Below are 20,826 nucleotides of genomic sequence, written 5' to 3'. Positions count from 1 at the left end.
TCTGGGGCGTATGGCTGGACGAATTCCACGCGTATTTATCAATGATTTACTTGCCCGCACGGATATCGTGGATCTTATCGATGCCCGCGTTAAGCTGAAAAAGCAGGGTAAGAATTTCCATGCGTGCTGTCCTTTCCATAATGAAAAAACGCCCTCTTTCACCGTAAACGGCGAAAAGCAGTTCTATCACTGTTTCGGCTGTGGTGCACACGGCAACGCTATCGACTTTTTAATGAACTTTGATCGTCTGGAGTTTGTTGAAAGTATTGAAGAGTTGGCCACTTCTCACGGTTTAGACGTGCCTTACGAAGCAGGCAGCGGGCCCAGCCAGATGGAACGCCATCAGCGCCAGAGCCTGTATCAGCTGATGGAGAACCTGAACGGTTTTTATCAGCAGGGTCTGCAGCAATCCAGTGCGCAGCCAGCACGCGACTATCTGGATCGTCGTGGTCTGAGCGCCGACATCATCAATCATTTCGCCATAGGTTACGCGCCAGCCGGCTGGGATAATGTTCTCAAGCGTTTTGGTAAGCAATCGGAAGACCGCGAATCGTTGATGGAAGCGGGCATGCTGGTCAGCAATGACAAAGGCCGTACCTATGACCGGTTTCGCGACCGCGTCATGTTTCCGATCCGCGATAAACGCGGACGCGTCATCGGTTTTGGTGGTCGCGTACTGGGTAACGATACACCGAAGTATCTGAACTCACCGGAAACTCCTATTTTCCATAAAGGCCGCCAGCTTTATGGCCTGTATGAAGCAGTTAAGAACCATCCTGAACCCGCCCGCCTGTTAGTGGTCGAGGGATACATGGACGTGGTTGCGCTGGCGCAGTACGGCATCGATTATGCTGTTGCGTCGTTAGGCACCTCCACCACGGCTGAACACATTCAGTTGCTGTTTCGCAGTACCGACACCGTGATCTGCTGTTACGACGGCGACAGGGCGGGTCGTGAAGCAGCATGGCGTGCGCTTGAGACCGCATTGCCTTACATGAATGATGGTCGTCAGCTACGCTTTATGTTTTTACCCGATGGTGAAGACCCGGATACGCTGGTACGTAAAGAGGGTAAAGCCGCCTTCGAAGCGAGGATGGAGCAGGCGATGCCGCTCTCTTCGTTTTTATTTGATAGCCTGCTGCCGCAGGTTGATCTGAGCTCACGCGACGGAAAAGCGCGTCTGAGCACGCTGGCTTTACCGCTGATTACACAGATTCCCGGTGAAACCTTACGTATTTATATGCGTCAGGAGCTGGGGAACAAGCTCGGTATTCTTGACGACAATCAGCTTGAAAAGCTGATGCCAAAGCTGGCCGCAAGCGGAACGGCGCCGGTTGCGCCACCGCTGAAACGGACCACCATGCGCGTGCTGGTAGCATTGTTGATTCAGAACCCGCAGCTGGCGACCCTGGTGCCTTCGCTTGATGGGCTGTCTGAGTCAAAAATGCCGGGTTTACCGCTATTTATTGAGTTAGTGGGTCGTTGTACTGAGAATCCTGGATTGACCACCGGACAGCTACTAGAGTTATATCGCGGAACAAATTTTAGTCAGACGCTTGAAACGCTGGCGATCTGGAACCACATGATAGTAGATGAAGAAGCCGAAGCGGTGTTTCAGGACTCGCTGGCCAGCATCTACGATTCTGCTCTTGAAGAGCGCCTGGAGTTTTTAATTGCGCGTGAGCGCACCCAGGGACTGAGCGCCGATGAGCGCCGTGAACTCTGGACACTCAGTCAGGCGTTTGCCAGGAAATAATTTTGCACGCTGCCCGTTCTGACCAAGGGCGGCGTGGCTGTTTTAAGGCAAGGCGTCAAAGCCAGTCTGGTTACCGCCAGCGCACAGCTCCCGCAGCGTACTGAAGTACGTGAGGAGAGCGAGCACTGCCGGGAAGCAGAATGGCGAATAAGCCAGGCCTGCACCACCAAAAATTTATACAAGCGGCTTAAGTGCCGATTACTGTTGGGCAAAGCCCACGCCGCGACGAAGGCAGCGGCAAGAATTAAACGCCTTCACTGCTATTGTTGGCGCGCTGCCGACCGACACCAATCTAATTTAACAGAAGTGTGGATACCGTCTTATGGAGCAAAACCCGCAGTCACAGCTCAAGCTTCTTGTCACCCGTGGTAAGGAGCAAGGCTATCTGACCTATGCTGAGGTCAATGACCATCTGCCGGAAGATATCGTCGACTCAGATCAGATCGAAGACATCATCCAGATGATTAACGACATGGGTATTCAGGTGGTTGAAGAAGCCCCGGATGCCGACGATCTGATGCTGAATGAAAACAGCTCCGATACTGACGAAGATGCCGCGGAAGCTGCCGCTCAGGTGTTATCCAGCGTTGAATCTGAAATCGGGCGCACCACTGACCCGGTTCGCATGTATATGCGTGAAATGGGTACCGTTGAACTGCTGACGCGCGAAGGCGAAATCGACATCGCCAAGCGTATTGAAGACGGTATCAACCAGGTTCAGTGTTCTGTAGCCGAATACCCTGAAGCGATTACTTATCTTCTGGATCAATACGACAAAGTTGAAGCAGGTGAATCACGCCTCTCCGATCTGATCACGGGTTTCGTCGATCCTAACGCAGAAGAAGATCTGGCCCCGACGGCAACGCACGTGGGTTCTGAACTTTCTGAAGCCGATCGTAACGACGACGATGAAGAAGATGAAGAGGATGATGACAGCTCCGACGACGATAACTCTATCGACCCGGAACTGGCGCGCGAGAAGTTTTCTGACCTGCGTAAGCAGTATGAAACTACCCGCGACGTGATTAAAAGCAAAGGTCGCAGTCATGCTGCTGCCGTTGCCGAAATCCAGAACCTCTCCGACGTCTTCAAGCAGTTCCGCCTGGTACCGAAGCAGTTCGACTACCTGGTAGGCAGCATGCGCACCATGATGGAACGTGTCCGTACTCAGGAACGTCTGATCATGAAGCTCTGTATTGAGCTGTGCAAAATGCCGAAGAAAAACTTCATCACGCTGTTTACCGGCAACGAAACCAATGAAAGCTGGTTCAAAGCCGCACTGGCAATGAACAAGCCGTGGTCTGAGAAGCTGCTGGAAGTGCAGGATGACGTGATGCGTTCCCTGCAGAAACTGGCACAGGTTGAAGAAGAGACCGGCCTGACCATTGAGCAGGTTAAAGACATTAACCGTCGCATGTCGATCGGTGAAGCTAAGGCCCGTCGCGCCAAGAAAGAGATGGTGGAAGCGAACCTGCGTCTGGTTATTTCGATTGCCAAAAAATATACCAACCGCGGTCTGCAGTTCCTCGACCTGATTCAGGAAGGTAATATCGGCCTGATGAAAGCGGTAGATAAGTTTGAATATCGCCGTGGTTACAAGTTCTCGACCTATGCGACCTGGTGGATCCGTCAGGCTATCACCCGCTCTATCGCTGACCAGGCGCGTACCATCCGTATTCCGGTTCATATGATTGAGACCATCAACAAGCTCAACCGTATTTCGCGCCAGATGCTGCAGGAGATGGGCCGTGAACCGACGCCGGAAGAGCTGGCTGAGCGTATGCTGATGCCGGAAGATAAAATCCGCAAAGTGCTGAAAATCGCTAAAGAGCCGATCTCGATGGAGACGCCGATTGGTGATGATGAAGATTCACATCTGGGCGATTTTATTGAAGACACCACGCTGGAGCTGCCGCTGGATTCTGCTACCTCAGAGAGCCTGCGTTCTGCTACTCACGACGTGCTGGCTGGCCTGACCGCGCGTGAAGCGAAAGTACTGCGCATGCGTTTCGGTATCGATATGAACACGGACCATACGCTGGAAGAAGTGGGCAAACAGTTTGATGTTACGCGTGAGCGTATTCGTCAGATTGAAGCGAAAGCCCTGCGTAAACTGCGCCATCCGAGCCGTTCGGAAGTGCTGCGTAGCTTCCTCGACGATTAAGTCCGACAAAAACCCCGGTTCGCCGGGGTTTTTTATGCCTGCCTGTTAGCGCCTCTCCCCTGCTCTTCGCAGGTTCAACTGCTCTCCGGATGCAGTTCCAGCCAGAGCTGACGATACGCCTCAACCATTTCGTCCAGTGATGCGCGATTCAGGCCGCTGGGATTGGGCAACACCCACACCTGCGTCTTTCCCATACAGATCGGCTGCTTCCCCCATTCGACTTTGCTCTGCTTAAAGGCGCGACGGAACGCATCTTTACCCAGAATCGCCAGCGCGGCGGGCTGATAATTCAGCACCTTTTCCATCAAGCGCTTGCCGCCGTCCCGCAGCTCATGAGGTGCTAACTCATTCGCCTGCACCGTGGGCCGCTCGACCAGCATCGTGATGCCGCAGCCGGTTTCCGTCAGGCGCTGCTCCTCTTCGGGTTTCAGCTGTTCCCGGGTGAATCCCGCCAGATAGATTACCTTCCAGAAGCGATTACCGGGATGCGCAAAGTGGTACCCCTGATGGGCCGTTGACTGGCCTGGGTTAATGCCGCAGAACAGCACATCAAGACCGGAACTGATGATGTCGCGGATAGCGTGTTCACTCATGTTGCGACCTCCAGCGTGCGCTGCTTCAGCGCTGCTCGACTGCGTTGCAGCAGCAGGCTGGCCTGCTCCGCATCCGGACAGGCTCGCGCCAGCGCCAGCGCGCCAATCATCTCTGCCATCATGCTTGAAGCCAGCGTATCCGCATCCGTCCACCCCAGCTCACTCAGCAACTGCGTCAGACGGGCATGCATCGTACTGAAGCCCTGGGCAAAGATCTGTCGCGTCGGTTGGGGAAGATGCGCCACTTCGCTCACCAGCGCTGCCAGCGGACAGCCATGCGCCGGTGCATTGCGATGCGCCTCGGAAAGATAGCTATCAATAAAGTCTGCCAGCTGCTGCGCTGGCTGGGTCACTGACTGAGCGGGCTTAAAGGTATCGGCTTCAGCGAACATATGTTTCAGCACCTCCTCAACCAGCTCCTCACGTGACGCAAAATGTGCATAAAAACCGCCGTGTGTCAGCCCTACCCGCTTCATCAGCGCCGCCACACCGATCCCTTCGGTACCGGTTTCACGCATCACACGCGCCGCCTCGTCAAGGATACGCTGCCGCGTCTGTGCTTTGCTGCTCTGCTTCTCCATCTTATTTCCTTCGGTTTCTGCCCGGTAGCTTCTGGCTATTATAGTAATTATTACGGTCATCATATTCCAGCTTGACGGCTGATATGATGATCGTCATATTTATAGCCATTATGACGATCATCATACGAGGAAGAAAAGATGTCAAAATCAGGCACAGCATTAATCACTGGCGCATCCAGCGGTATCGGCGCGACTTATGCAAAACGACTGGCAGCACGCGGTTATGATCTGATCCTGGTCGCCCGGGATCAGGCGCGACTCACCACCCTGGCGGATGTACTGGCACAACAGCACGCTATCCGGGTGACCGTCATGAAGGCTGACTTAACGGAGGAGCAGGACCTGAAGCGCGTGGAGTCTGAGCTGGCGAACAACCCAGAGATTACGCTGCTGCTGAACAACGCTGGCATGAGCGTGGAAGGCGAGTTTCTGGAGGCAGACATTACACGCATCAACAGCATGCTGGCGTTAAATATTCTGGCCCCAACCCGACTGGCACAGGCGGCGGGCCGGGCATTCAAAGCACGCGGTCACGGCATCATTATCAATATCGCCTCGGTGCTGTCGCTAATGCATGAGATGTTCAATGGCGCCTATAACGCCACCAAATCTTACGTGCTGACTCTGACGCGCGCCATGCAGCGAGAACTTGCAGAGAGCGGCGTGCAGGTACAGGCCGTATTACCTGGTGCGACGCGCACCGAAATCTTTGACCGTGCCGGTCAGTCGATCAATGAAATCCCGGCTGAGATGCTGATGAACGTTGATGAGATGGTCGACGCCGCGCTGGCTGGTCTCGACAGCAAAGAGGCGGTAACCATTCCGGCGCTGGAGGATCTGCAGATGTGGCACGACTACGATCGGGCGCGTGGTGCTATGGTCCCTCACCTTTCACGGGATAAATCCGCATCCCGCTATCGTCAGAACTGAGTCAGCGTTAACTTATCGCGGCTGACGTCCGGTTTCGTTAACGGTACGGAGAAGCATTATCCGTGCCGTTTTGCGACTTCAGCTTCACGCGTTGCCAGATTTGTTATAGAAATCAGCAGCTAAATCACTGCTGCTTATTTCAGCAACCAGTGGCGGAGTGCTGGATTGCCCTGAAGAGATACTTTATAATCCCCGCTCCGCTGGCCCCTTAGCTCAGTGGTTAGAGCAGGCGACTCATAATCGCTTGGTCGCTGGTTCAAACCCAGCAGGGGCCACCAAATTTATCCTATGAAGACATAGAGTTAAGCCGCTCATCGAAGCGGTTTTTTTGTGCCTGCATTTTATAGTGGCGGCAACGTGGCGGCGCATTTTCACCGCTACGGGAAACACCTGACTGGTTACCTTGAACAGTCTGAATCAGGACTGTGGATATTGTGCCTTCTGCCAGCCTTTATCATCAATGACAGGCCAGGCGTCATACAGCAGACCCGGTGAACGGTTTCAAAGAACCCACCATTCATCAACCATCACCGAGACGTACAACAACGACCCGCTTTGTCACCTGCAACTCACCCTCAACACCTCTCATAAATCCAGCCCACTAAATGTTAGCGCCATGCTAAAGTCATTGGCATTGCCGGACCTGATGAAGAGAGGAACACAATCATGCACCAGCTTTTCGAAATACTTTCCGAGTTACTTAGCGCGTGGCCTTTCATGTCGGGAAAGCGAAAGGAGAGAAAGCCTGTCAGGGACGCCAGGAAGATCTCAGGTCTTACTTATAAACCGCTATGCAAAATAACGTCCGATCAAAGAAAAGATGCTGTGCCGCACAAAGATGAGGGCACCTGAGAAAACGTATTCTTCCTTATCCCTGCTGGCCTGAACACAAGCGGGCCGGGCAGAAGCCACCTTCCATGATGACTGCTGTATGCCAGATCAAACTTTTACCTTCTCCTGTAGCACCGCCAATCACCAGCCGCAATGCAATCCTGAATACGACATCATCGACCCATCACAGATCGCTGCCCCCTGACACCCGTGACACCTGCTGTTAATCAACAGCCCTAAAACCCTGTTCAACGATGACGCAAAAAATTTGCGCAAACCCAACCTGAAAAATGAAATAACGTTTCATAAAATCATTTATTTATCAATGGTTCCCGTTTTTTTTACTGTAAAACAGAGGGTGCTTCAGGTCTTATAAATTCAGGTAAAGCTCACAAAATATAAACGCAAAATTTTTTCGTATTGCGCATATGAAATGCACAGTGATTTAATCCCTTTTGAATAATTATTTTAAAAAACAGTTGGGGATAAAAATGGAAAGGCGTTCGATAAATAAAAATATTCAATTACTCCTGCGCGGCTTTACTGAATTAAAAGATAATGGGCGATTTAATGAACCCAACCTTGACGGTAGCGCCGGAGATTATATTTCATTCTCCAGCTGGGAGTGGCCACAAGGCGTTGGGCTATTTGGACTGGTTCGCTTATGGGAAAATACGAAGTCTGATGAGATTTTTAAAATTATCGACCTGTGGTTCCAGAACAATATTGAAAAGGGTTTGCCAGTCCTTAACGTAAATACTACCGCGCCGATGCTTCCCCTGTCGCTGTTCTGGTCTCATCACCGGCAGCCCCACTATCAGCAGGTACTGGATAAATGGGCGACGCGCGTAATGACTGAACTCCCACGTACGCCGGAACAGGGCTTTCAGCATGTGGTTTCCGACGGCGTTAACGAAATGGAAATCTGGGACGACACGCTATTCATGGTGGTGCTGTTCCTGGCCCACTACGGCACAGTCTCCGGGCGTCAGGAGCTGGTTGATGAGGCAGTGCGACAGTTCCTGCTGCATGCGCGCTACCTCAACGATCCGCAATCCGGGTTGTGGTTCCACGGCTGGAGCTTTGTTGAGAACAGTAACTTTGCCAGAGCCCGCTGGGCGCGCGGCAATGCGTGGATTACCGTTGGCATACTTGAGCTGCTGGAGCTGGCTGACGTCAGTGCGGGCGTGCGTGAATACCTTATTGAGTGCCTGAAAAAGCAGGTTAATACGCTGATCGACCTGCAGGCGGAAAACGGTGCCTGGCACACCCTGCTCGACCATCCTGACTCCTATATCGAAATTTCCGCAACCGCCGGTTTTGGCTACGGCTTATTAAAAGGCGCGCGTCTTGGCATTGGCGATGACCGATGGCAACAGGCGGGAATAAAAGCGCTGACAATTGTTCAGAATAATATTGATGCCGAAGGGACGGTACACAATGTTTCTTATGGCACACGAATGGGCCGGACATTGCAGTTTTATAAAGATATTCCATTGCAGCCTACCGGATATGGTCAGGCACTAGCCATATTATGCCTGACTGAAGGTCTGCGCCTCGCTGATAAAAAATAAAACATGACCCTTCTCTTCGGGAGAAAAATAATGCCTATCGAATATAGCAATTTTAATTTAACGGCAGGTAATGCTGTGCACTACTGGCAGTTATCCGATATTACCAGCCTGCGTTATGACACGGTGGATTCACCGATGGCTGGCGAAATGGATCCGTTTTTCTTTTTAAGTAAGCACAAAAATTTTATTCCTCACACCTACCCGTGCCGGGACGACTTTCACCAGCATTTTGCTGGCCAGAAACCGCAGCCGTTCGCGAATGCAGTTTACTCTCGCTGGTGGTTCCCTTTCGCCTCAGATCGGGTTGATCTCTCCGGCTTCTGGTTCCGGCCAACCCGTGTCGGTGCCTGGGCCAGAACACTGATCGATTGCCCACAGGCGGGCGAGTACCGTTTTCGGCTGGCAACGTGCGGCGGGGCATTACTGAAGCTGAACGGTAAAGATGTGCTCTGGATGGCTGATTATCAGCGTAACCTGGAGAGTCAGCGCGAATTCAGCCTGTGTCTTCAGTCAGGAAAAAACGAGCTGGAACTCTGGTTTGATGACTTAGCCGAACGCGATATCCGCTTCTTTTTTCAGCTCGACTACCTTGCCGGTGAACCGCTGCATATCGCGCTGGAAACCCCGCTTCCCGCCGCGCAGGTCAAAGAGCTTGAGCAGTTACTTGATGGCGTTTCCTTTGAGCACCCGGTCTACAACCGCGGCACTATTCGTCTGGCCTTTCCTCAGCCTGCGTCGACGGACTACGATCTGCATGTCGATGTACTGGGCGACTTTATCTCGCTGGATGAGCCGGTCACACTTCATAGCCGACTGACTGCGGACGAGTCGCTGGTCGCCATTGCGGAAAGCGAAGCCATTCCAGCGGACTTCCGTAATTTCCATATCACGTTACAACGTGAAGGGTTCAGGATTAGCCGCACGCTGGGCGTTGAAATCTGCCACGCCGACCGCCAGACAGCGATCCCGCCAACACAGGAAGCGCGGATTACTGAAGCGCTGAACGTGGTCGCTCATGAAGGTGAATACAGCAGCGTCAAAGCGCTGGCACGACTGGCCTGTGGCCTCAACGATGATCAGACCCAGCAGATGCTGGATGGCGTCCTGCCCTCGGTACTCGACTGCCATGATTGTGCGGATTTTACGCTCGTGCCGCTGCTGTGGTGCCGCACGGTATGGGGCGACAGCATCGATCCGGCGGTTCGCGGGCGTATTGATGATGCCATTCTGCGCTTCCGCTACTGGATGGATGAACCTGGCAACGATGTTCAGTGGTACTTCTCTGAGAACCACGCACTGCTGTTCCACACTGCGGCGCTGCTGGCGGGTAACCTCCACCCGAATGCCGTTTTTACCCGCTCCGGGCGCAGTGGGCGTGAGCAGGCGGCGGCGGGTAAAGCACGTGTCATCAGCTGGCTGGACCATTTCGAACAGTGCGAAATGGCCGAATGGAACTCCGCGCCCTACTTCCCCATCGATCTCAAAGGCCTCACTGCACTGGCTGCGCTGTCGGGCGATGCGCAGATCAGTCAGCGAGCCATCGCGGCAATCAAGCGTTTACTGACGCAGATTGCCCATTCTGCCCACCAGGGTTTTCTGACCGCCACTCAGGGACGGTCTTACGAACATACCCTGCGCGCCGGGCGTTCTCTGGAACTGGCGGCCATTTCACGTTTGCTGTGGGGCAAAGGCAACTACGGCTGTCGTTTCCATGCGCTGCCGCAACTGGCCTTGCTGCTGCGCGAGGGCCTGCTCACCCTTCCGGCAGAACTCCGGGAGGTTGCCGCCTGGCAAAAAGAGAGCGCCCTTGAGTGGTGTTTTGCCCAGGGCGCTAACCGGATTGCCCGACTCTATCACTACAAAAATCGCCATGCGGCAATGGGATCGATAGCGGGTTATCGCTGGGGGGAATGGGGCTATCAGGAGACGCCCTTTCATTTACGCCTGGGCAACCAGCCCGAAGCGCAGATCTGGATCAATCATCCTGGCGAGACCCTGCACGGTGGATTCGGTCGCCCCTCCTACTGGGGTGGATGCGGCACGCTGCCCCGCGTTCAGCAATATCGCGGACTGGCAGTGCTGACTTTCCATCTCCATGCCGATCAGCCGCCCTTTACTCACGCATGGCTGCCGCAAAGCCAGTTCGATGAAGTAGCTATCCGCGACAGGCGTGCGCTCGTACGCAGCGGTGAGGGTATGGCGTTGCTGGTGGGCAATCAGGCGTTCGAAACGGTGAATAGCGGCCCCACCCGCGGCTGTGAAATTCGCCTTAACGGACAGCAAACCTGCTGGCTGGTTCGTATCAACGACCAGGTCGATAGCTCGCTGGATGCCTTTAGCGCGCGCTTCAGCGATCTGACTATGACGCAAGACGATGACGGCACGATCAGCGTGAACGATCCACTGTACGGAACCGTGCACTTCCTGGCCGATGGACGCGTCAACGCCGAAAACCGGACCCTTGCTCCACAGCAGTGGAGCGTCGTGGGCAGCAGCCGTGAACTTCCTCTGTAACCAACGCCCGGCAGAGACCGGGCAAGGAAAATAATAATGGATACGCAAATCGACAAACAGGCTGTTCCTTCCCGGCAGACCTCCGGTGATGTTAATCCGAATGCGCTGCACAATCCGGCTCGTGAGGTGGCCAGACCCAAAAGCAACTATCGCTGGATCATCTGCTCCATGCTGGTATTTGCGACGACGGTTAACTACATGGATCGTCAGATTCTCGGCCTGCTGGCGCCGATGCTGCAAAAAGATATTGGCTGGACGCAGATGGAGTACAGCTGGCTGGTCAATGCATTTACCCTGGCCTACGGCCTTGGCACCCTGGTATGCGGGCGTATTATCGACAAGCTGGGCACCAGAATCAGCTATGCGATGGCGATGGTGGTCTGGAGTGCTGCGGCAATGGCACATGCGGTCGTCGGTTCAGTCGCGGGTTTTGCGCTGGTTCGCATTCTGCTTGGACTGGGTGAATCCGCTAATTTCCCGGCCGCGATGAAGGTGATTGCCGAGTGGCATCCTAAAATGGAACGTACGCTGGCAACGGGCATTCTTGGCGTCGCGGTCAATGTCGGCGTGGTCATCTCGCCAGCGCTTATCCCTCTTATCGCGGTACACTATGGCTGGCACGGCGCATTCTTAATTCTTGGTGCCATCGGCTTCCTGTGGCTGATTCCCTGGTTCCTCTTCTTTGGCCCGGTAAAAGCAAAAGCCAGCGCAGAAGAGCAGGCCTGGATTGCGCAGGATAAAGAACAAGTCGTCAGTGTTTCCGCTATCAAATGGACGCGTCTGCTGGGCTATCGCCAGCTGTGGGCCGTGGCAATAGGCAAAATGTTAACTGACCCCATCTGGTGGTTCTTCCTCTTCTGGCTGCCGAAATGGCTCAATGAATCACGCGGTATCAGGATGGAGGGTCTGGGTCTGCCGCTGATCGTCATTTATCTCTTCGCCATCGTCGGCAGTCTGGGCGCAGGCTGGCTACCCGGTAAGCTGATGAGTAAAGGGTTTAGCACCGCCAGCGCGCGTAAAATCACGATGCTGATCTGCGCCTGTCTGGTACTGCCGATTTTTGCCGCCACGCAGGTCGAAAATCTGTGGGCAGCGGTCGCACTGGTCGGGCTGGCTGCGGCGGCGCATCAGGGCTGGTCCGCTAATATTCTGACCTCGGTATCCGATCTCTTCCCGAGCGCAGCCGTGGCGTCGGTCGTGGGAATCGGCAGTACCTTCGGGATGATCGGCAGTGTGATCTTCTCTACCGTGATTGGCGCCGTGCTTGAATCTTCAGGAAACTACTGGGCGCTGTTTGCTATCAGCTCTGTCGCTTACCTGCTGGCATGGGCGGTGATGTATCTGCTGTTAATACCGAAAATGGATCGGGCTAAATTCGAGTAACCCGCCTCTTCTCCCGGTGGCCCTTATCACCCGATACGAGCCACCGATTGACGTTCGACAATGGCACACGCCAGCTCAACACGCCTTGGGATTGCCATCCTGCCCTCTATGATGTCCTGCAATAATTCCAGCGCCAGCGTGCCAATCTCCTGCACAGAGAGGTGAACAGTGGTCAATGGCGGTGTGGCAAACTCCGCCTGCGGCAGGTTATTCATCCCCATCACCGACATCTCTTCCGGCACGCGCACGCCCAAGGCCCGCATACCATTCATCGCACCAAGCGCCAGCGAATCATTGGCGCACAGTATCGCCGTGCATTCGTGCGGATTGTCGCGGAAACGGGCGATCACCGCGCGCTCTGCCAGCTCCGGCAGCCAGTCTGTTACCGTCAGTATGCGCGAATCGTCGCAGATTAACTGGCGGCAGCGCATCGCTTCACGCCAGCCCTCCTCACGTTGTTCGATAGGTCGTCTGCCAGGATGGGTCAGAAAAAGAATGTCGCGATGGCCGCGATCCAGCAGATATTCACAGGCCATACGCGTGGCGGAACGGTTACAGGGCAGCACACTGGATAACCGCATCAGCGGATCTTCGGTATTCACCAATACTGCCGGTTTTTGCAGGTTCACCAGCATATCAAGAAAGCCGCTGTCATCTACCGTCAGCGCCAGCACGCCCCCGACGTCCGGTTCTTCCAGCAGCGCCTGCAGAGCGCCATTATCGTTATCGTTGAGCGGATGAGTGATGAGATCAACACCCAGCAACGTCGCCCGCGCCTTCAGTCCCTGGAGTACGTACCAGCTAAACTGATAGCGGTGATAATCCAGCATCGCCACCTGCGAAATGGCCAGCACGATTCCCGCACCGCCCAGTTCCTGAGCTGGCGTGTAACGCATAGCGCGCGCCACATCCTGAATCCGTGTACGCAGTTCGTGGCTAACCCCTTTTTCTCCTGAAAGTGCCCGCGACACCGTACTGAGCGAGGTGCGACAACGGATAGCAATATCCTCCAGTCTTACGCGGCGATATCCTGCGCCGCCCTCTGCCTGATCATCAGATTTACTCATTTATTATCCTTTTTAGGGCAGTTTTTCATCCGACGTAATCCCTGAGGCCTGCTTTGTACAATGTTCTAAAAGAGTGGCCACTATTAAAACAGCATAAGCTGGCCATTTCTGTCACCGACATTTGAATTTCAGGTAATTTAACCCGCGCAAACCCCATGCTATCTTGTGGTTTTGATTTTTTCAGTGGGCAAAACAGATGACAAAGTTGCGGGTAGGGATCGTGTTTGGCGGCAAATCGGCTGAGCATGAGGTGTCGTTGCAGTCGGCCAAAAATATCCTTGAGGCGATCGACAAAACCAGGTTTGACGTAGTGTTGCTGGGCATCGACAAACAGGGACACTGGCGTCTGAATGATGCGTCGAACTTCTTACTGAACGCTGAAAACCCGGCGCTGATCGCGCTGAATCACGCCGCTGAAGATGTGGCGCTGGTGCCGGGTAACACGCAGCAGCAGATCATCACCCGCCACAACGCCCATCCGCTGTCGCAGATCGACGTTATCTTCCCTATCGTGCACGGTACGCTGGGTGAAGATGGCTCCCTGCAGGGCCTGTTGCGCATGGCTTCATTACCCTTTGTCGGCTCTGACGTGCTGGGTTCTGCTGTCAGCATGGATAAAGATTTTACCAAACGCCTGTTACGCGATGCTGGCCTCAACGTGGCGCCATGGCTGAGCGTCACCCAGGCGCAGCGCGCGCAACTGGACGCCGAAGCCGTGATTGCCCGCTTTGGCCTGCCGCTGTTTATCAAACCTGCCAACCAGGGTTCATCAGTTGGCGTCAGCAAAGTGGATAGCATTGAAGAATTTGATGCCGCGCTGGCGCTGGCCTTCTCCTTTGACCGCAAAGTGCTGATTGAGCAGGGTATCAAAGGCCGGGAGATTGAGTGCGCGGTACTCGGCAACGATGCGCCTGAAGCCAGCCCCTGCGGCGAGGTGGTGGTGCATGACGCCTTCTACTCTTATGACACCAAATATATCTCTGAAAGCGGTGCACAGACGGTGGTTCCGGCAGCCATTGCAGCGGAAACCAGCGATGCAATCCGTGACGTCGCCATCAAAGCCTTCTCCGCGCTGGAGTGCTTTGGCATGGCGCGCGTCGATGTGTTCCTGACTGATGATGGCGAGATTATCGTCAATGAAGTGAATACTCTGCCCGGCTTCACCAATATCAGCATGTATCCGAAACTGTGGCAGGCGGCCGGACTCAGTTATCAGGATTTGATCAGCCGTCTGATCGACCTGGCGATTGAACGCCACCAGCAGGCCAGCACCCTGAAAAGCAGCGTCAGCTGACCGAACCCGGCGACGTGGCGCTATGCCACGTCGCTGGTAATGGCGCGGTAGTTAACCGGCGAAGTCTGATTACGGCCATTGCGCTTCGACAGATAGAGATTTTTATCCGCCGCGGAGATCAGCCGGTTGATCACGCGATGCCACTCCGTCGCCTCATCGGCACTGCCATGGGCCAGCCCCAGGCTGACGGTCACCGTGGCCGTGCTGCCCTGCAGCCAGAACTTCTCTTTCGCCATCTTCTGCCGGATTGCCTCCGCCAGAAAATAGAGCTTTTCCGCGTTCTGGTCGAACAGCACCACCACAAATTCCTCTCCGCCAAAGCGACAGATACGCCCCGCTTTACCCACTACCCGCTGCATCCGGCGGGCGATCTCTTCCAGCACGCTGTCACCTGCATCGTGACCAAAATTGTCATTGATAGCTTTGAAGTAATCGACATCCAGCAGGATCACGCCCACTCTCCGATCCGGGAAAATCGGCTCCGCACGCAGGCTTTCATATAAACCGGAACGTGACAGCAGGCGGGTCAGGAAATCGTAATTCGCGCGCAGCGCCAGACGCTGATTAAGCTGGCGGATTGCATCCATGCTTGCGGCCACGATCAGCGGACTGATCGCGATGGTTGCCACGCCCAGCCGCGCAGAGGTCAGATGGCTAATCGGCAACAGATTATCGTCGCCCTGAATGTTCATCACACCATGAGAGACCAGAATGATTTCGGTAATGCCGGTCAGCAGGATCACCAGGCTGGTCAGCGGCATCGGCAACACAATGGCGCACCAGACCAGCGCCGGAACCGGCAGCGTCAAACTGCCCGCGCCGCCCATCATCGCGCCGATCATCAGCGAAACCATCACAGCGATGACCGGTGCCAGCTTGCGGATTTGCAGAAACTGGCGGGGCGACAGCGACGACCAGTCGCGCGTCAGCAAAAAGGGCAGCAGCATCAGCCCGGTTGAGAACTGCTCGCTGAACCAGTCACCCCATGCCACCGCCAGTCCGGCATTAAAATCAGCCTGCTGTGCCAGTGCTCCCCAGCTGGCACAGGCCAGCGCGGCCAGCAGACAGGCCGGAAAAATACGCAGCACACTGGTAATACGCTCGCTGCCGGAGTCGTGCTGAAGATGCTTTACCAGCAGCGTGGCAGCCACCAGCACAAACAGAAGATTCGCCAGGTTGAGGGTAAATGCAGAGAGCGCCCAGCCAGAAAATACGGTGTCGTTAAACACCATCGCGGCAAAAATGGCCAAATAAGAGCGGGTCTGATGCAGAAAAGGATTACGGACGATAACGCCAGTGACGATCGCGTTGACCGGCCAGAACAGAGACAGCTCCTGGGGGAAACGCAGGTGTCCGCCGATAAAGCAAAACAGCAGCGTGATCAAAAACAGCAAAAATGCGTTCTTCTTAGCGTTGTGCTCTTCAAACAGCTGTATGCGCATACATCCGGACCTTGTCGCAGAGAGGCTGGCTGTCCACGCCAGCCTGAACAGGCGCGTGGTATCAGAATGATTAAATCCTGAATACCCTCAATGTCATCCGGCGATAAAGCCTCATTTCACGGGCTGATTCAGGAAAGTTATCCTGCAGAGGTTAAACCCATCAGATGACAGCAGAAATTAGGAACTTATTATGCCTCGCAAATAAAAAAATCGGATATCCGAGATATCCGATTTTTGCCTTTTAAACGACTTTACCGTTGCGCTAAGCGCTATTTTACCGCGACCGGCCACTGACTCAGGCGGATGCCACGTTTGTCGGCGTTATCACCAAAATCTTTCAGCACCGCTTTAACGTCCGGATCGATATACTCCGCATTGTCGTTATCAACAATGACGACGCTGTTCTCCGGGATCTCATCCAGCAATCCCTGCAGCTTTGGATTGTGCATAAAGGTCAGGTTCTGCTGGAAACGCAGCACGTAGTGGTCGTCATAGCGGGTAAGCTGCAGCGCGTTACGATGGCTCTTATAGATGCTGTAGAGGATTTGCGTGGCGATGCCGATGCCGATACCGACCAGCATACCCAGCGTGATAATGCCGACGATGGTGGCCAGAAACGGCACGTACTGCTGTGCCCCCATCCGGAACTGCTCAACAAACAGTTTGGGTGTCGCCAGTTTATAACCGGTATAGAGCAGCACGGCAGCCAGGCTGGCCAGCGGAATGGCATTCAGCATCTCACTGAACCACATGCCGCAAATCAGCAGCAGCACGCCGTGAATGAAGATCGAGAGCTTCGTCTGCGCGCCCGCACTGACGTTGACTGAGCTGCGCACAATCACTGCCGTTATCGGCATCGTCCCAAGAAAACCGGCCGCCAGATTACCGATACCCTGCGCGAACATCTCTTTGTTGGGCGATGGCGCGGGTGTCTGAGGACGCAATTTTTTCAGCGCCTCCTGACTCAGCAGGGTCTCCAGACTGGCGACCAGTGCCAGCGTCACCGCAACCACCCAGACCTGCGGATTCTGCCAGGCCATCCAGTCGGGCGTTTCCAGTTCAGCCACCAGCGCAGAGACGCTGTCAAAAGCGGGTAAAGAGATGCGCACCAGCCCCTGGGTCATCTCAGGAAAAAGTCGTCCTCCCACCACGGTAGCCAGGCAACCGATCAGCACCGCAATCAGCGGGCCGGGGATCCAGGCGAGCGCTTTGATCCGTTTCACCGGCGCGGTCGTCCAGAGACACAAAATGGCCAGACCGACACCCGCTACCACGATTGCGGGCAGCGAGAAAGTCATCTGGCCGGTCACCAGTGACACCAGTTCTGCATCACCAGCGGCACCCAGCGCTACCGGGATCTGCTGCATAATCAGCAGCAGGCCAATCGCCGCCAGCATCCCTTTGATGACGCTACCTGGCACCAGCGAAATAAACCGCCCGGCGCGCAGCAGACCAAACACGCATTGCAGTGCCCCGGCAATAATCAGCGCAGTGAGAAAGGCGGAGAAACTGCCCAGTGAGGCCATTGAGGCGACGACGATGGTGACCAGACCCGCCGCCGGGCCACTGACGGCAAACCGGGATGGGCTCAGCGACGTCACCACCAGACCACCAATCACACCAGTCAGCAGCCCGGCAAACGGGGGTAATCCGCTGGCCTGTGCGATGCCAAGGCAGAGCGGTAAGGCGACCAGGAAAACCACCAGACCCGCAGGAATATCGCGACGCAGGGTATCGAGGTTCATAATGAAGGCTCCTCTGCAGATTGATGAATCAGCTCTTTGAGATGACCGGAGCGCAGGTCGTAAACACAACCAAACACCTCCAGTTCCTGGCCCGATTGCCAGATTTGCCTGACCGGTTCAGATTTCACCAGTCTGGCGAATTGCGCCTTAACATTGGCCTCAACCAGCCGATCGAGCTGTTCACCCGGCGGTGCGTCTGAGGAAGGCATTTCTGCCAGGCCATGCTGAATATCATCACGCAGGGTCTGGATGCGTCTCGCCAGTGCGCTCTCCTGCCCGTCCAGTACGCTGCCCGGCAGATTTTGTGCGGCTTCTACACCGCCGCAGCCATAGTGACCGCTTAATACAATGCGTTTAACGCCGAGAAAGAAGAGTGCGTATTGCAGCACGCTCAGTAAATTGTCATCGTCCTCGATCACCATGTTGGCGATATTGCGATGCACAAAGAGTTCGCCAGGATGGGAGCCGGTTAAGACTTCTGCCGGAACGCGACTGTCAGAACAGCCAATCCAGAGTGAGTGCGGCTTTTGCTGATGAAGGAATTTATTAAAATAATCCGGATTACGCTGGCGGCGCTGTAATGCCCAACTGCGATTTTTCGCTAATAAGGGTTTAAGTGTCGTCACAATCATCTTCTCTCTACTACCGGGATGTCGCATCCTGGCTAACCACAAAGTGTATCGGCTCACAAATAAAGCGTGAGCCGCCAGGTTAATAAGAACTGAGTCACAGAAAAAGGTTATAGACGCTAACCAATTTCAATGCACGCGCAATATTTCACAGTGATTTAACAACGCGTTTTTTGTCAGTCAACGGTCAGTAAAGGTCAGGATTAAGTAAATTTAATTCAGCAGCAGAAATGAGGACTGATAAACCAATCGCCTTATTAATTCATTAAAATCAATTAGCTAAAAAAGAAGTAAAAATAAACTAAGGTTGCCGCTGACAAATAAATACAAACATTAAATAAGGGGATATTCACTGCCATACCAACCGGCGTGCTTTTTACCAGGAATACTCTTAATTAAAAGATTAACCATTAGCACAATCCACCAGCTTAATTACTGACAGCCAGTTAAATATGCCTGTAATAAGAGAAGAATGAAGCAAGAGATGATTAATTTGATTTGCAGCAGAATAGTGACGGCAGTAAGTAAATCAGGGCCATTTCTGAACAGAGCCTGAACGGGCAGGCTCTTTTTCTTGACGAATTATTTACCGTTCCAGCTCTGCAGCCGTGATTCCCGCACCGACAGTTGCTGTTCGGGTGTCAGTTTATTGTAGTTTTCCGCCATTCCACTCTCCCAGTCGCCGTAGAGCGGATTCGGCAGCACGATGAACTGCGTACCAAACTGCTGGTGGTTAAGATTCACAAAATCGCGACGCGTCTGATTACCCTTATGCCAGGTCGAGCCACCGAAATCGTTGAGGTTGTCGCCGACATAGAGCACCACGTTGTAGCCCGCGTTTTTGATAGCATCGAAACGCGCCTGCTTGTTGGAGCTGTCGGTATTCAGACGTACCGTTTTATCGCTGACGTTCGGGAAGCCGAGCTGCTGCATATTGGCGACCGTGGCGGCGTAATCTTTCTGATCGCGGTTCGACACATAGAACAGCGTACCGCCATTCTCTGTCACATGACGTGCGAACTCTACTGCACCCGGCACTGCTTTCGCCTGACGCGCCTGCGTCCAGGCTGACCAGGTTTTGCTGCTGAACGGCTGGCCGTTCTTCGCCTGCCATGCACTGTAGGCGCTGTTATCCAGCATGGTTTCATCCAGATCGACAATCACCGCTTTGGGTTTGCCGGTCAGCGACGGTGCCTGATCAAACGCCATGCGCGCGGTGTTAAACGCCTGCCAGGTCAGCGCCTGATATTCACCAGACTGCTGGAACCAGTTCAGCGCCAGCACCGATTGCTGGCCGAGCTGCTGTTGTGCGGTCTGATGTGACGACGAGGCGCAACCGGTCAGCAGCAATGCGACCAGTCCGGATGCAGCGAGTTTTGCGGAGGTTTTCATCATTTCATCCTTAAGGTGATAAAGGTCTGAGGAGAAGCTTCAAAAATGTAGCAGTTAACGTAAGCTGTGGGCAGCCCAACGCACGCTGTTATAACAGGAGATTCTTATGGCCGTGATCCCGCGCTCGCCATTGCTCGATTCGCTGGAGTGGCTCGATTATGCGTTTCAGCCCGCCGGTGAGCCGCCTCCCGCCGATGCCGCCTGGGGCCATCAGCGCCACAGCGCGACCGTGGTCACCGACATTGAGAACATCCCGCCGAAAAGCTGCGAGTCAGATGGTGTAATCGGCAGCGGGACGCGCCCGGTGGCGGTTTATACCGCTGACTGCCTGCCGGTGCTGTTCGCCGATCGCAATAAGCGAATCGTGGCGGCGGTGCATGCCGGACTTAAGGGCACGCTGGCGGGCGTGCTGACCCGCGCCGTGGAAAAACTGGGCGAGCAGGGCTGTGAGCCGCAGGATCTGGTGGTGGCCATCGGCCCGGCGATGGGCCCCTGCTGCTATGAACTGGCCGAACCGCAACTGGCGGCGATAGCGCAGAACCCGGCGTTTGCCCTCGGGCTGCGCTGGCACCAGAAGCAGCCGGTCAACCCGCTGGCGCAGCGTACTCAGGCCTCTGCTCACCAGCAGGGCGTCTGGTTCGATCTGCCTGCGCTGGCGACGCAGTTGCTGGTGAACGCGGGCGTCCCGGCCGCGCAGATTGATAACGTGAATGTCTGCACCTACTGCATGGCTGAGAGCGGATCAAGCTACCGCTTTAATACTCACCATGGCAGCGGCTATCGCTCACGCTATTCGTGGATCCGGCGGCGTTAGCGGTTTCAGAGCCGGTTAATCGGTCTGAACATCAAAAGCGATGCAGGAGATGGCGGTGCTGCGTAACGCACAACCTCCCTGCTCCCACTCATTCGCCTTTCCCCACCGATGTTTATG

At 54.7% G+C, this 20,826-nt stretch carries 15 protein-coding genes and 1 tRNA gene; 9 read left to right on the top strand and 7 right to left on the bottom strand.

The features are described 5' to 3' along the window. Positions 1 to 10 precede the first annotated feature (10 nt). Both dnaG and rpoD read left to right on the top strand, forming a co-directional pair. A complete protein-coding gene (dnaG, locus tag IBT54_RS16295) occupies positions 11 to 1,756 on the top strand; it encodes a DNA primase (RefSeq protein ID WP_095706648.1) in 1,746 nt (581 codons plus the stop codon). 322 nt (positions 1,757 to 2,078) lie between these two features. Then, a complete protein-coding gene (gene rpoD, locus IBT54_RS16290; RefSeq protein WP_013359071.1) occupies positions 2,079 to 3,920 on the top strand; it encodes an RNA polymerase sigma factor RpoD in 1,842 nt (613 codons plus the stop codon). Positions 3,921 to 3,994: 74 nt separating this feature from the next. Here rpoD and mug read toward each other — a convergent pair whose 3' ends face one another. Further along, complete coding sequence (gene mug / locus IBT54_RS16285) at positions 3,995 to 4,513, bottom strand: G/U mismatch-specific DNA glycosylase (protein WP_201252474.1); 519 nt, start codon at positions 4,511 to 4,513, stop codon at positions 3,995 to 3,997. After that, positions 4,510 to 5,094, bottom strand: coding sequence for a TetR/AcrR family transcriptional regulator (locus IBT54_RS16280; protein WP_201252473.1), 585 nt, complete (start codon positions 5,092 to 5,094; stop codon positions 4,510 to 4,512). Before IBT54_RS16280 ends, mug begins: the two co-directional genes overlap by 4 nt. Positions 5,095 to 5,232: 138 nt before the next feature. Here IBT54_RS16280 and IBT54_RS16275 point away from each other — a divergent pair, with 138 nt between their 5' ends. The 5 genes from IBT54_RS16275 to IBT54_RS16255 all read left to right on the top strand — a co-directional run bounded on the left by IBT54_RS16275 (position 5,233) and on the right by IBT54_RS16255 (position 12,326). Beyond that, the gene (locus tag IBT54_RS16275) at positions 5,233 to 6,024 is read left to right on the top strand and encodes an SDR family oxidoreductase (RefSeq protein WP_201252472.1); all 792 of its coding nucleotides are present in this window, start codon (positions 5,233 to 5,235) and stop codon (positions 6,022 to 6,024) included. A gap of 202 nt (positions 6,025 to 6,226) precedes the next feature. After that, a tRNA-Ile gene (locus tag IBT54_RS16270) sits at positions 6,227 to 6,302 on the top strand. A 1,044-nt stretch (positions 6,303 to 7,346) separates the two neighbouring features. Then, the gene (locus IBT54_RS16265; protein WP_201252471.1) at positions 7,347 to 8,429 is read left to right on the top strand and encodes a glycoside hydrolase family 105 protein; all 1,083 of its coding nucleotides are present in this window, start codon (positions 7,347 to 7,349) and stop codon (positions 8,427 to 8,429) included. 30 nt (positions 8,430 to 8,459) lie between these two features. Continuing rightward, positions 8,460 to 10,943 (top strand): hypothetical protein, encoded by a 2,484-nt coding sequence (locus IBT54_RS16260; RefSeq protein WP_201252470.1) that lies wholly within the window; start codon positions 8,460 to 8,462, stop codon positions 10,941 to 10,943. 36 nt (positions 10,944 to 10,979) lie between these two features. Continuing rightward, positions 10,980 to 12,326: an MFS transporter gene (locus tag IBT54_RS16255; protein ID WP_201252469.1), complete on the top strand. Its 1,347-nt coding sequence runs from the start codon at positions 10,980 to 10,982 to the stop codon at positions 12,324 to 12,326. Positions 12,327 to 12,352: 26 nt separating this feature from the next. Here the strand turns inward: IBT54_RS16255 and IBT54_RS16250 are convergent, their stop codons facing one another. Beyond that, complete coding sequence (locus IBT54_RS16250) at positions 12,353 to 13,393, bottom strand: LacI family DNA-binding transcriptional regulator (RefSeq protein WP_201252468.1); 1,041 nt, start codon at positions 13,391 to 13,393, stop codon at positions 12,353 to 12,355. Between the two features lie 196 nt (positions 13,394 to 13,589). On the opposite strand from IBT54_RS16250, the gene ddlA reads away from it, so the two are divergent. After that, a complete protein-coding gene (gene ddlA, locus IBT54_RS16245; protein WP_033784074.1) occupies positions 13,590 to 14,687 on the top strand; it encodes a D-alanine--D-alanine ligase in 1,098 nt (365 codons plus the stop codon). A 20-nt stretch (positions 14,688 to 14,707) separates the two neighbouring features. Here the strand turns inward: ddlA and IBT54_RS16240 are convergent, their stop codons facing one another. The 4 genes from IBT54_RS16240 to IBT54_RS16225 all read right to left on the bottom strand — a co-directional run bounded on the left by IBT54_RS16240 (position 14,708) and on the right by IBT54_RS16225 (position 19,895). Further along, on the bottom strand, positions 14,708 to 16,129 hold the full coding sequence (locus tag IBT54_RS16240; protein ID WP_013359113.1) for a GGDEF domain-containing protein: 1,422 nt from the start codon (positions 16,127 to 16,129) through the stop codon (positions 14,708 to 14,710). Positions 16,130 to 16,398: 269 nt separating this feature from the next. After that, positions 16,399 to 17,874, bottom strand: a complete 1,476-nt coding sequence (locus tag IBT54_RS16235; protein WP_201252467.1) for a SulP family inorganic anion transporter — start codon at positions 17,872 to 17,874, stop codon at positions 16,399 to 16,401. Continuing rightward, a complete protein-coding gene (locus IBT54_RS16230) occupies positions 17,871 to 18,506 on the bottom strand; it encodes a carbonic anhydrase (RefSeq protein ID WP_095706637.1) in 636 nt (211 codons plus the stop codon). The genes IBT54_RS16235 and IBT54_RS16230 overlap by 4 nt, the downstream gene beginning before the upstream one ends. A 579-nt stretch (positions 18,507 to 19,085) precedes the next feature. After that, positions 19,086 to 19,895, bottom strand: a complete 810-nt coding sequence (locus IBT54_RS16225) for a 5'-nucleotidase, lipoprotein e(P4) family (RefSeq protein ID WP_195858143.1) — start codon at positions 19,893 to 19,895, stop codon at positions 19,086 to 19,088. Positions 19,896 to 20,001: 106 nt separating this feature from the next. Between IBT54_RS16225 and IBT54_RS16220 the strand changes: the two genes are divergently transcribed. After that, positions 20,002 to 20,709: a polyphenol oxidase family protein gene (locus IBT54_RS16220; RefSeq protein WP_201252466.1), complete on the top strand. Its 708-nt coding sequence runs from the start codon at positions 20,002 to 20,004 to the stop codon at positions 20,707 to 20,709. Positions 20,710 to 20,826 lie beyond the last annotated feature (117 nt).

The organism is Pantoea sp. S62 (assembly GCF_016658625.1).
GTDB classification, from domain to species: Bacteria; Pseudomonadota; Gammaproteobacteria; order Enterobacterales; family Enterobacteriaceae; genus Pantoea; species Pantoea vagans.
This window is presented reverse-complemented; position numbering and strand designations above follow the sequence as displayed.